General features: G+C 53.4%; 14 protein-coding genes. 6 read left to right on the top strand and 8 right to left on the bottom strand.

Features of this window, described 5'->3' with window-relative positions; all coding sequences use genetic code 11:
- The 8 genes from CAG65_RS21995 to CAG65_RS21960 form a co-directional block, all read right to left on the bottom strand.
- A partial coding sequence (locus CAG65_RS21995; RefSeq protein WP_161454978.1) for a hypothetical protein occupies nucleotides 1-308 on the bottom strand: 308 nt, incomplete at its 3' end.
- A complete protein-coding gene (locus CAG65_RS21990; protein ID WP_161448259.1) occupies nucleotides 308-1,276 on the bottom strand; it encodes a hypothetical protein in 969 nt (322 codons plus the stop codon). The genes CAG65_RS21990 and CAG65_RS21995, both read right to left, overlap by 1 nt.
- 9 nt (nucleotides 1,277-1,285) lie before the next feature.
- Nucleotides 1,286-1,798 carry a phage major tail tube protein gene (locus CAG65_RS21985; RefSeq protein WP_161448261.1) on the bottom strand — a complete coding sequence of 171 codons (513 nt, stop codon included), beginning with the start codon at nucleotides 1,796-1,798 and terminating at the stop codon, nucleotides 1,286-1,288.
- 8 nt (nucleotides 1,799-1,806) lie between these two features.
- Nucleotides 1,807-3,600 (bottom strand): Ig-like domain-containing protein, encoded by a 1,794-nt coding sequence (locus tag CAG65_RS21980; protein WP_161454977.1) that lies wholly within the window; start codon nucleotides 3,598-3,600, stop codon nucleotides 1,807-1,809.
- 53 nt (nucleotides 3,601-3,653) lie between these two features.
- Nucleotides 3,654-4,013, bottom strand: a complete 360-nt coding sequence (locus CAG65_RS21975) for a GPW/gp25 family protein (protein WP_161448265.1) — start codon at nucleotides 4,011-4,013, stop codon at nucleotides 3,654-3,656.
- Nucleotides 4,014-4,132: 119 nt separating this feature from the next.
- Nucleotides 4,133-4,843, bottom strand: a complete 711-nt coding sequence (locus CAG65_RS21970; RefSeq protein WP_161448267.1) for a phage baseplate assembly protein V — start codon at nucleotides 4,841-4,843, stop codon at nucleotides 4,133-4,135.
- Between the two features lie 8 nt (nucleotides 4,844-4,851).
- Nucleotides 4,852-6,504 (bottom strand): phage terminase large subunit, encoded by a 1,653-nt coding sequence (gene terL / locus CAG65_RS21965; RefSeq protein ID WP_161454976.1) that lies wholly within the window; start codon nucleotides 6,502-6,504, stop codon nucleotides 4,852-4,854.
- The gene (locus CAG65_RS21960) at nucleotides 6,501-7,052 is read right to left on the bottom strand and encodes a phage protein Gp27 family protein (protein ID WP_161448272.1); all 552 of its coding nucleotides are present in this window, start codon (nucleotides 7,050-7,052) and stop codon (nucleotides 6,501-6,503) included. The genes terL and CAG65_RS21960 overlap by 4 nt, the downstream gene beginning before the upstream one ends.
- 140 nt (nucleotides 7,053-7,192) lie before the next feature.
- Here CAG65_RS21960 and CAG65_RS21955 point away from each other — a divergent pair, with 140 nt between their 5' ends.
- The 6 genes from CAG65_RS21955 to CAG65_RS21930 all read left to right on the top strand — a co-directional run.
- The gene (locus CAG65_RS21955; protein ID WP_161448274.1) at nucleotides 7,193-7,831 is read left to right on the top strand and encodes a hypothetical protein; all 639 of its coding nucleotides are present in this window, start codon (nucleotides 7,193-7,195) and stop codon (nucleotides 7,829-7,831) included.
- Nucleotides 7,828-8,415, top strand: coding sequence for a hypothetical protein (locus CAG65_RS21950; RefSeq protein ID WP_161448276.1), 588 nt, complete (start codon nucleotides 7,828-7,830; stop codon nucleotides 8,413-8,415). Before CAG65_RS21955 ends, CAG65_RS21950 begins: the two co-directional genes overlap by 4 nt.
- A gap of 1 nt (nucleotide 8,416) precedes the next feature.
- Nucleotides 8,417-8,815 (top strand): phage tail protein, encoded by a 399-nt coding sequence (locus CAG65_RS21945; protein WP_161448278.1) that lies wholly within the window; start codon nucleotides 8,417-8,419, stop codon nucleotides 8,813-8,815.
- Nucleotides 8,812-9,030, top strand: coding sequence for a tail protein X (locus tag CAG65_RS21940; protein WP_161448280.1), 219 nt, complete (start codon nucleotides 8,812-8,814; stop codon nucleotides 9,028-9,030). Before CAG65_RS21945 ends, CAG65_RS21940 begins: the two co-directional genes overlap by 4 nt.
- Nucleotides 9,021-10,052 carry a phage late control D family protein gene (locus CAG65_RS21935; RefSeq protein ID WP_161448282.1) on the top strand — a complete coding sequence of 344 codons (1,032 nt, stop codon included), beginning with the start codon at nucleotides 9,021-9,023 and terminating at the stop codon, nucleotides 10,050-10,052. The genes CAG65_RS21940 and CAG65_RS21935 overlap by 10 nt, the downstream gene beginning before the upstream one ends.
- 1 nt (nucleotide 10,053) lies before the next feature.
- Nucleotides 10,054-10,557 (top strand): baseplate J/gp47 family protein (locus CAG65_RS21930; RefSeq protein ID WP_202599492.1); only part of this gene is annotated, 504 nt, incomplete at its 3' end.

Genomic DNA, 10,557 nt, shown 5'->3' with positions numbered 1-10,557 from the left:
CGATCACGAAGGTATGTGCCGGTGCGCAACGTGGAGACCGAACCGTCCCCCTCAAACTGGTTCGCGGTGACAATGCCCAAGGCCACTTGTGTCATTGTGATATTGCCCGCGCCATCATCGACCGCAGTGATCATTGGTGAGCCATCCCAGCGCTGCGTAATGATACCGTCGGTGATCACCACGACATGTCCCACATTCAGTCCTTCAACACCTGCGTCCACCAGTACTTGTTGAATAATGTTGCCCCCGGGGTGGCTCCCAACGACAGCGGGAGCACCTTTTAGCGTGGTCTTCTTTGCAAAATCCATTACCAGCCCTCCGGATCAAAGTTGTCTTTTTTAGCGCCACCGTTATCAGCCAGCTCTAAGTGTTGGGTTAACTGGTCCCAGGCCGAAGGTTGGGACGACGTCGTGTTCTTTTCGGGCATGGCCGCAATCATGCTTTTGAGTTGGCTGTAGCGGTTGCCATCACCCGAGGCGCAAAGCTCAATAGCGGAAGCACCATCAATCATGGCTTTCACGCTCTTGCGCAGCTCATCACTCATCTCACGAGAGTCCGCCAGCTCGGTCAGCGTTTCTTTACGGTCGCCAGCTAACGTGTCTTGCATAGCGGTGACCGCAACGTTTGACTTATCGTCATCGGTGGTGACGTCGCCATCCTTACTTGGCTCGCCGTCTTTTTTAGCCGGTGCAGGCGTATTGGGTTTCACCCCCATCGCTTCGAGCTGCGCTTTAACGACGTCGCCCATCAGCGCTTTGAGTTCGTCTTTTTTCATATTGATTCCTGTTTCATTGTCATCAGAGCCAGACTGAGTACCGACTTCTGCACTGAGATAGATAGCGCCATCGCAAAAATCGCTATCACTGAGGTTCACCACATCACGGGTTTTGGTGTCCGCGGCCGGAGGAAGCTGCCCCAGGAACGCCAGATGGTGCATGTACCATTCGCCGTCTTTATCCGGCATGGGGTGAATGCCAGCACTGAACCCTTCAAATGCACCAGAATCTTCCAGTTGCTCCATTTCAGGGGTATACACCACTTCACCCACCAGCACCGTCTTGCCGGCTTTCTCTCCCGTGCCGGCTTCGGTCCGAAGGTTGGACGCTCGCCCCAACGCGGCAATCTGATCGCTGCCTTTGGTTGGGTGACCCGGTGTCACCGGTGGACGAGCATCCGATTTGTAGTTACGCACCACGGATTCGAGCTGCGCTTTGGTGACAGGCTGGCCATTTTTTTGAATGCCATCCGCCACTATCTCTAACTTACGAACTCGCATATCGCCTCCTTACACCGTGACCGTGACACCGAATTGCCCAGGCGCATCCGGCGGATATTTCGCCCCCGTTTGCATGTCGAGCATAAACACACGACCCGAGGTGTTGCTGATCTCAATAAAGTGCACCGCAATGTTGGCGGTGTACGGCGAGCCGTCGTCGTTGTATCCCGGCACCGGTGGATTTTTCACATAGCCATGCAGTCGGGTGATACCGGCATCAATGATTTTGGTGCCGGTTTCCGGATCCAGCATGCGCACCTGGCCAGTCAGGCGCAGTTTGATCCAACCATCGTTTTTCGTCAGTTGAGACACATCGCCCAGCGCAACCGATTGAAACTCGACGGTGGCGGTCGGCGCTTCATATTTTCCGGTGGGGACTTCCACATCCCCAATCCCGCCCAGCCCACCGACGGTGGCCATCTTGCGCTGTAAGTCCGCATTCGCACTTTTGACGCGCCCGACGTACTGGGTTTCATTGATGAACGCCATCTGGTCACGCCAGACCACACTTTTTTCTGCCATGACTTACCTCACGCAATCAGTTTGTTAAAGGCGCTTTCCAGCCCTTCAACGTAAATTTCCGCTTCAAATTCCACGCTTTGCATCGGCACGGGTGGCGTCATTCGATAGCGGTACTTAATCTTGCCCAGCATCAGATTGGTGAGCGGGTTGTCACCGGCATCAATCGACACGCTGCTGTACACCAAAGCGGTGCCTTCTTTAGAGCGCAGATAGTCGTTCACCGTATCTTTCACCCGGCCACACGTGGTGTTGGCAATATCGGTCGGACTGGTGAACATGGGAAAGTCCAGGAACTGGCGTGTGACGTCTTCAATGCTCTCTTCAATGATGTCGGCGGTGCGGCGCACCGAAAGAAACGACAGGTAATCGCTTTTGGCGGGAAACGCGGTCGAGTAGTTGCCAAAGTTCTTCCAGCCGCCGTGGTTCATCAGCGTGGCAATACCATTGACGTTGAGATAGTTCACATCACACGACGGGTCACTTGGGATGTAATCCAGCTCAATCGATGGGCCAATCACATCGGCCATCACATAGTTCGACGGAGAACACCAGTAGCCCGTCTCTGGCACAATGTTCTGCTCGGTCTGATCACGGTCTACCTGAGCCATCAAACCGCACAGACTGGGCGCGTACCAATCCACGACCGTTGCGCCATCGCTGTCCAGCACTTTTGGACGAGGCCAGCCTACGTAGGCACGTTGTGAGGTGTATTTTTGTTTCCAGGCATACGCCTCTTCTGGCGTTGAAATATGCTCAGGCATATCACCCACCCAAACACCGCGAATCGTGCTGATGGCCGCAACCGCAAGACCCATCGCGCCATCCTTGTGCAAGATGCCCGGCGCCATGTTGATTTTGGATGAGAAGCCGTAGGTCTGTTTTGCCCTGCGAAGCAGTGGCAATGCTTCCATGAATTTTGCTAACAGCGCATCAGTCACGCGAGCGACGGTTAAGACATAAGTGAGTTCGACACCCGCAACATCACCGACGATGACCTCTTCCCCCTGGTCATTGATGTAGCGGTAGTCGCTCTTTGGGGCGAGCGTCACGGTGACCACGGTTTGCCCCTCAGACAGAGGCGTAATGATGCCGTCACGGCTATCAACCAAAGCAATGGCTTCCTCTTCAATCGACCAAACAGCGGTTTGCTCATATGGGTTGATTAAGGCGTTAGGCTGAGAGTTAGCACCTAAAAACGCGGTCGCCATGGAATCCCCAAGCACGGCCGGACTCATCACCTTGCCAGCGTTCGGGTTCGTTTGAGCCACCGTCACACCATAGACATGCGCTTCGTCGACATCATGCTCACCATCATTAAAGGTGACCAATGCAGTGATGTTGGCAACACCTTCTTGCACGGGCGTGACGACGCCCGTCATCGCATCGACGGTGGCAATCGCTTCATTGTCTGAGCTGTACGTAATGCCATAAGCATGAGGGTTTACAATCGTGATAGGCAGGCTTGCACCATCATCAATATAAAGCGAGGTGCTTGACGTGCTCATTGTTACGCCAGAGGTCACCGGCGCTTCCACGTCGGGAAAGTCGCTGTCTTTACCCAAAGGGATGGCAATGATGGAGTTGCTTGGCACATAGTTGTGGACACGACGGATGGCATTGTTCAACGTACCTTCACCGAAGACTTTTTTCGCGTCGTCGTAATGGGTGGTGTGGTAGAGCTTTAATGGCTCTGCCAACTCAGAGGTGCCAAACACACCAATCACACTGGACGACACTTCGATGACCGAAATGGGACCGGTGAGCGATTCAATGGTTCGGATGCCGTGAAGTAATTCGGCCATGGATACTGTCTCCTGTTCATCAGTGGAGTCAGTATCTCGGAATGTTGCGGGGGTTATTTCCGTTCGGAAGTCGCCGTATTAGTGAAATCAAACACTTCACTCTGGCTTGTAGCGAGGATTTGGCAGGAAAGCTTAATGCCAATGATGCCTTGTGGCAAATCCGTTTGGGTCACGATAATGCTTTCCAGCCTGACGCGAGGCTCGTACTTGGCCACCGATTCGGCAATGGAGACTTTCAGACCTTGTACTTCCCATTGAGGTTTATCCAGGTACGCCAACGCATCGGCGGCGTAGTCTGGTCTATAAATCCGCTCACCTTTCCCTGTGTACACAATCATAAAGAGTGACTGCTTAATATCGGACACCAAATCGGTATGCCGTCCGCGTCCGTTCAGTTTCATTGAGTAGGTCATACGTACCCCGTTTGAATTCGTTTGAAATCCGGTTTGAATGAGTTTGAAATGATTTCTTTGACCCATCACCCCGGTATCAACTTCAATGCCCTCAGAATGGCGCTGAGCGCGTTTTTCATTTATTGGTTGGCGGGGGATGTTTTCCCTCCAACGGAATCGATGTGATCATGACTGACCACTGCGACGGTGACCCCATTGACCGTGACGGTCCCTTTCATGATTGCGCCGCTGCTCATCACTGCCGCTCCCCCTGCAGTACTACTGTAGCCCGCCGCACCCACGAGTCCGGTAAATGTCGCCGTCATGTCACCCGTTAACGCTTGGGTAATATGGGTTTCCCCATTGAGTAAAATCGTGGGGGCATTCACGGTGTAGGTCGGGCTGTTAATCGTCACCCCCGATTCGTTGACGGTGATGGCTGGCTCATTACCCTGGATTTTCAGCACACCGGTGTGCGTGGCCTGGTCGTATTCCAGCAACGTGCCGTCTTTAAACTGAACACCAAACTTGTCCACGTTGGCGATATAAGGCTTGGCTGACTTATTCGCCATCGACCCCAGCACATAGCCGGACATCATCGAGCCGCTGGGGGTAAACAGACACAACACTTGCTCGCCGACGTCTAAGTTGCACGAGATGCTCACGCTCTTGCTTCGCATCCCCAGCACAGGAAGCCAGTCTGATTCTGGATACCTTAATCCTGGGAACGTCACTTTGACGCGCCTTAGCTGCGCGTCCACCTTGCTGACTTCCCCGATGCACACCAGTTTACGCAGCATCGACAGTACATCAGAAAGCTTGGCTTTTATGTCTGCGAGTTTGTTAAACATGCTGCCTCCTAACGCAGTATCCGGCTTAACGCACCGCCGCCGAATCGAGACAGCGCCTGCGCAGCCGTGCGAATGGGTCTTGGTGTTTGTGGCACCGCGCCGCCAACAAAACCGGAATCAAATCCACTGATGGCCATTTCAACCGCATCCGGGCCATCATCATGGCCACGCGGAAACTCTAAGAACATTTGACGCAGCAGGGTCTGAGTTTCTAAGAATTGGATAAGGCCATTTTCAACTTGAGAAGAGAGCGACTTGATCCGTACCTGCTTATTGCCGCCTTTGAACTCGCGAACCGGAAGACGCACCCCTTTCTTTTTGGCGTAACGCATCACTTCTTTTTTATAGATCTTCTGGAACGCCACGGTTTCGAACATCACAAAGGACGGACGATGCTGCAGGTAGACATCCACGATGCGCTGAGCAAATTGCAAATCGGATTCTTTCCAGCCTTTGGCAAACAGCACATGATCGACCATGGTGATCTTGTGGCGAGCCACGACCGCAATGAAGGACCAGTCGCCTTTTTTGAGCCCCGTTGCAGGGTCAACGGCCATACCAAGGGTGCAGTCTCGAAGGTCAAGTTCGTAAGGCTTGAAGTACACAAACCAGTCTTCTTTAAAGTCCGCATCTTCATCGGCAATGGGCCGGTTCATCCATTCCGTCCACCACGCACTGCCTGACGCTATTCGTTTATTTTCTAAGTCTTGTAAGCTCCAACGCGACGGGAACAAAGGACGCCCCGACGGCGTAATGGCACTAAAGCGCAGACCTAACCAGTTCGGCAGACGACCCTCTTCAATTTGGTTTAACAAGCGTGACGGCAAGTCGTCTGGATGCATGATGGTATTGGCGATGATGGTCAGTGCACCTTTACCCAGGTTCATAATCACGCGCTTGAACCAACGCTCGGCCTGGCGCCGCAATGTGGGGGATTCCACCTCTTTATCGTCTAACAGATCATCACAGATGATGTGGGTCGGACGTTGGTATTTGTTCTTGATACCCCGCAGGCGCTGGCCACGACCCACGGCGACAATGGAGGAGCCGTTCGCAAGTTTAATTTTTCGCTTGGTCCACGTATTCCCGCGCTGCTCGCCGTAGTCGTCCAGGATAAGCTCGTTATCTTCTAAGTCATCTTTGATGGCGTCCATCATCTCTTTGGCGCTATCTGCCGATGCACCACAAATCACAATGAACGACCCCGGATGATTGAGCGCCAGCCAGAGCGGCATCGCCTGCGTGTTACGGGTGGTTTTACCGTGGTCACGCGGCTCAATATCAAGAATACCCTCATACTCGCCGCTGATGGGCTGCTGAATAAAACCATGATCGCGTGGGTCGATGAGTTCTTTAAACAGCACTTCATCTTGACGGTTTAAGTTTCGATTCGCCGCCAGACGCGTGAGCGCCAGTTGGTATTCACTGAACGCCAGCGTGAACGCATCCGGCATGTAGGTTTTGCAGAAGTAGGCAAAGTCATGCTTGGATTTGGCGCGGCGTTTCTGACGGGCTTTTTCTTCTTTCTCCTGTCGTGCTAACGCTCGCGCTTCTTGCGCCTTACTGTGTTTGGCGATGCGTTTATCCTCAACGGCAATATGGGCGCTGTCACGAATATTCTCTAAATCCGCATCAGACACCCCCTCAAACAGACCGCTCATCGACGGCCTCGTTTGGGTTTCTGCTCGATGCGCAGTGCCTGGATGATGCTCACCAGTTCCACCAGAAGCTGTGGGTGCTGCGCTTTGAGTAGTTCCGTCAGTTGGCGCTCGAACTCGGCCTTCGCCGCGTCCACACCTTTACGAAACTCCACTTTCAGGCGGTCGAGGTTGACCTGGGCATCCGACAGTCGCGCCAGCAAGTTCGCCAGTTTGTTCGGATCTTTAAAGGACTCCGGGCCAAACTCCAGCTCACGCAGCACATTGAACATGTAGCGCTGCATGATCTGTAAGTTCAGCTCGGAAATGTCGGTATTGGGGCTGTCTTTGAATTCCTTTAGAAAGACCTCGGCCTGCTCTTGAACCAGACGCTGCTCTTCGATCAATTCCTGATTGCTGCGAATGACACGATGGACGGACGAACGGGAGATATCAAAGCCGTCATGCTTAAGCTGCGCGGCAATCTCATCCAGCGTCCTCTTTTCCACGGTGTACATGTCAATGACGCGCTCAAGCAGCCCGTGCAATTCCACCTTTGAGCGTGGGGCCATGGGGTTTCCTTCTTATTTATTGTTGTGAGTGTGCAGCGTATCCCCTGACGGCGTGGTTCACTTCCGTTCGGCAGATGGCCACGAAATAAAAGGCAGAATGCAAGTCTGTTTCAAACTCGCTTCAACGGAGTTCATCGGTCATGAAAGGCTTTCTGAATGCGCTGCACAACACCACTAAAGCCATAGAGGGCTTACCAGAAACACTGGCACCATTTGGGCTGCAGTGCGTGCGTGACAACATGAAAAACGGCACGTTCAAAGCCAATTCGCTGCTGACCAAAAACACCAAGAACGCAGGCGCGAAACCGCTGTTCGACACGGGGGAAACCTACGCGTCACTGACGTATCAAGCGGGGAAAGAGGACTACCGTGTCGGCACCAACAAAGCCCACGCCCCGCTGATTAATGATGGCGGCGTGATCAAAGCCAGGAAGGCGAAGCAGCTCGCTATCCCGGTTAACAAGCAGGTCAAGAAACGCACTGAGGTGTATGGGGTGCGCAAAACCCTGGAAGGGTTAGAGCGACAAGGATGGAAAATTTTCTATCGTCCTCACTCCATCATGGGGCGCGCCCCACTGGGAGCAAAAGCCTTTGGTCAGAAAGTGAAGACCAAAACCAACCGTAACAACCAACGTTCAGCGAAAGGCGTGTTCTATGTGCTGTACATCCGAACGCCACAAATCAACGTCGCCGGTCGCGAATTTATGTACTTCAGTCCGGCGCAACAGAAAGCGCAAAGAGAGATGGCATTAGAGCAGTTAAAGGCAGCCATTCAATGAAAGTCATTCGAGCATTAGAGAAAGCGTTAGAAGAGGCGCTGGGCATGCAGGCCGTGATTGAACCGTCTAATGCCATCGCCCGAAAAGAAGTGCGCGTGATGTTTAACGGCCTTCGCGGTTTGAACCGTTTGCCCCTTTCAGTTCAAGGCTCCTACGTCCCTTATGAAATGTTGGTGGATGTCGTGATCTCCGCCCGAGTCAGTGGGGGCAACACACAGTGCTTCTTATCCAGTCAGCAAATGCAGCTCAACCTGTGTATGACGGATCACCTGACCAACGACTTGATGGTGTTGAAAGACATAGGCGAGGCGCTGCCTGTTGGCTTTGGCGGGCTGAGTGAACGGTTAACCATCAAAGGGGATGCAGAGATTTCCGATGCTCGTAAGGTGGCGTCGGGTTGGAGCGAGCCGAAACGTGATGATGACTTTGAACACAAAGACGATCTGTTTGTCTGGCGTGAAGACTGGCAAGCCACGTTAGCGCTGACTGTACACAAGCAGTTTACCAATCCCGATGTGACGGAAATTACCGCTCAGAGTGAGTTAACCGGTGAGAGTCATACCATCCGCAGTGAGGAGCAATAACATGGCAGAGCAAGCAACGAACTACGCCCAGTGGGGCGGCTTTGGTGATTTGGTGTTTAAAGGCCGTTTTACACCAAACAAAATCAGCGACTCGCGCACCTTTAAGATCAACAAGCAAGATCTCGTGAACGGCTATCCCGCGCACCAGAACATGGGCGAAGATGAGCACACCGCCTCACTGGAGTTGACCTTTAACAACCACTTTGTGGACATCACCAAGATGACCAAGCAATTAGAGCAGATGGGGGAAAATGGCGTACCACGCGCTTTGGTGGTCGGTTCAACTGTCCATGGTCAGTTCAGCATTCGTAAGATCAACCGCACCAATATCCAAACGCTGCCGAGTGGTGTGGTGACCAGCGTGGACTATCAACTGGATATTGTGGAGGTACGTGCATGAACACCTTAATGGCTCGTCAAGGCGAGCGCTGGGAGCAGCTTTGCTATCGCGCTTACAATGCGACCAATCAAGCGCTCGTGGACGCCTTGTTTGACGCCAACCGAGCGCTGACCCAAACCATGACCGACTTCACCTTTGATGGCGGTGAAACCGTCAACATCCCAGACGTGAAAGTGGTGAACACGGTGACGGTGGAGACGCCGCCATGGGCATAACGGCAACCGGGCTTATTCGTCCATTCGCTATTTTGCACTGGGCGGGCAAGGATGTGACGGCTGAGCTGAGCCGCTTTGTTAAGTCGATGACCTATACCGACGTGATGGAAAGCAAACAAACGGGCACCGACACCGTGTCTCTGACGCTGTTTAACCAGGACCGGCGATTTTTTGATGCGTGGTATCCCAACCAAGGCGACACATTAAAACCGGGCATTGGCTGGCTAGACGAACAAGGCCAGCGACACGAGTGGCTGTGGGGCGAGTTCAGCATCGATGACGTGTCATTCAAACTGGGGCCGGATGATGTGATCGTCGGCGCGAACGCCAAACCGCCGGCACCAGAGCGGGGTGTTATCGACAATCCGCAATGCATTGCGCGAGAAAACGTGACCTTTGAACACGTTGCCGAGTCCTGGGCGAAAGAGAGTGGTCTGTCGTTTATCAAAGCCCCAAACACACCGGACTTTCGTTTTGCTCGCATCGAGCAGCGTGACGAGAGTACGCCCGCGTTTTTAACCCGGCTGTCTGAGCAAACCAGTGTGCCGATGGCCATCAAAGGCAAGAATCTTGTGATGGGCAGCTTTGAATCTGATGTGATTCAAATCGACACCGTCAACCGCAGCATGTTGACCTCACTCACGTTGCCTGACAGTGCTCGCTCGAAGTATGTGGCCGTGGAAGTCGAAGGGTACGACCAACAGTCGAACACTCTGTTCAGCTATCGTGCTGGCGATGCCACCGCGACGGGCGACCGAGTCAAGGTGCTGCGTAACATCGACAACGTGACATCTATGGCGGATGCCAGAGCGTACGCCGAGTCTTACTTGCAAAATGGCGCTGAGGGTAAACAAGGCGAAAAAGGTCGCCTGTCTGTAGTGAACACCATGTTGACTACGGCCCACCTGATTGAATTTTTACATCTTGGCAACGTGCCAAACCGCTGGAAGCCGACCACTGTGACCACGTCGATCAGTGGCCGTTCGTGGACCGCCAGTGCCCAACTATCAAGAGCACGCTGATATGACTCATCGATTTCCGAACCTCCCAGAGCCACAGTTGGTTGACGTCAACTATGACGTCGATCTGGCCAGTTTAAAAACGCGCTATCAAGCCGGTACCGGGCATTACCCGGGTCTGAACGATCCGGAGACGTTCCATCTGGAGCAAATTGCCTACGAGAAAAACGAACTCAAGGCGCTCATCAACTATGAAAGCAAACAGAACTTGCTGCCGTTTGCACAAGGTGAGCGTTTAGACAACCTTGGACTGCTGACCGAAACCGAGCGTCTGCCTGCCTCAAGGGCCCGTACGGTCATGGCTTTTGTCTTTACCGAGCACGCGGGGCTGGTCATCCCCAAGGGCTATCAGGTGATCGCGGTGGATAACCAAACGCTTTTTGAGACCTTGGATGACACCGTGGTCAGTGCGGGTACGCTTGGTGTCCAGGTGAATGTCGAGTGTACGGAGGCTGGCCTTCAAGGTAATGGCTTCTTGCCTGGACAAATTCACCAAGCTGTTGAGCCA

The organism is Vibrio sp. V39_P1S14PM300, assembly GCF_009904765.1.
Classification (GTDB): domain Bacteria; phylum Pseudomonadota; class Gammaproteobacteria; order Enterobacterales; family Vibrionaceae; genus Vibrio; species Vibrio proteolyticus.
This window is presented reverse-complemented; position numbering and strand designations above follow the sequence as displayed.

Bases quoted from the DNA above. Each gene is read 5' to 3' on its own strand.
- CAG65_RS21945 (WP_161448278.1), top strand. From the start codon at position 8,417: ATGGCAGAGCAAGCAACGAACTACGCCCAGTGGGGCGGCTTTGGTGAT.
- CAG65_RS21940 (WP_161448280.1), top strand. From the start codon at position 8,812: ATGAACACCTTAATGGCTCGTCAAGGCGAGCGCTGGGAGCAGCTTTGC.
- CAG65_RS21960 (WP_161448272.1), bottom strand. From the start codon at position 7,052: ATGGCCCCACGCTCAAAGGTGGAATTGCACGGGCTGCTTGAGCGCGTC.
- CAG65_RS21985 (WP_161448261.1), bottom strand. From the start codon at position 1,798: ATGGCAGAAAAAAGTGTGGTCTGGCGTGACCAGATGGCGTTCATCAAT.
- CAG65_RS21990 (WP_161448259.1), bottom strand. From the start codon at position 1,276: ATGCGAGTTCGTAAGTTAGAGATAGTGGCGGATGGCATTCAAAAAAAT.
- CAG65_RS21950 (WP_161448276.1), top strand. From the start codon at position 7,828: ATGAAAGTCATTCGAGCATTAGAGAAAGCGTTAGAAGAGGCGCTGGGC.
- CAG65_RS21955 (WP_161448274.1), top strand. From the start codon at position 7,193: ATGAAAGGCTTTCTGAATGCGCTGCACAACACCACTAAAGCCATAGAG.
- CAG65_RS21980 (WP_161454977.1), bottom strand. From the start codon at position 3,600: ATGGCCGAATTACTTCACGGCATCCGAACCATTGAATCGCTCACCGGT.
- CAG65_RS21975 (WP_161448265.1), bottom strand. From the start codon at position 4,013: ATGACCTACTCAATGAAACTGAACGGACGCGGACGGCATACCGATTTG.
- terL (WP_161454976.1), bottom strand. From the start codon at position 6,504: ATGAGCGGTCTGTTTGAGGGGGTGTCTGATGCGGATTTAGAGAATATT.
- CAG65_RS21935 (WP_161448282.1), top strand. From the start codon at position 9,021: ATGGGCATAACGGCAACCGGGCTTATTCGTCCATTCGCTATTTTGCAC.
- CAG65_RS21970 (WP_161448267.1), bottom strand. From the start codon at position 4,843: ATGTTTAACAAACTCGCAGACATAAAAGCCAAGCTTTCTGATGTACTG.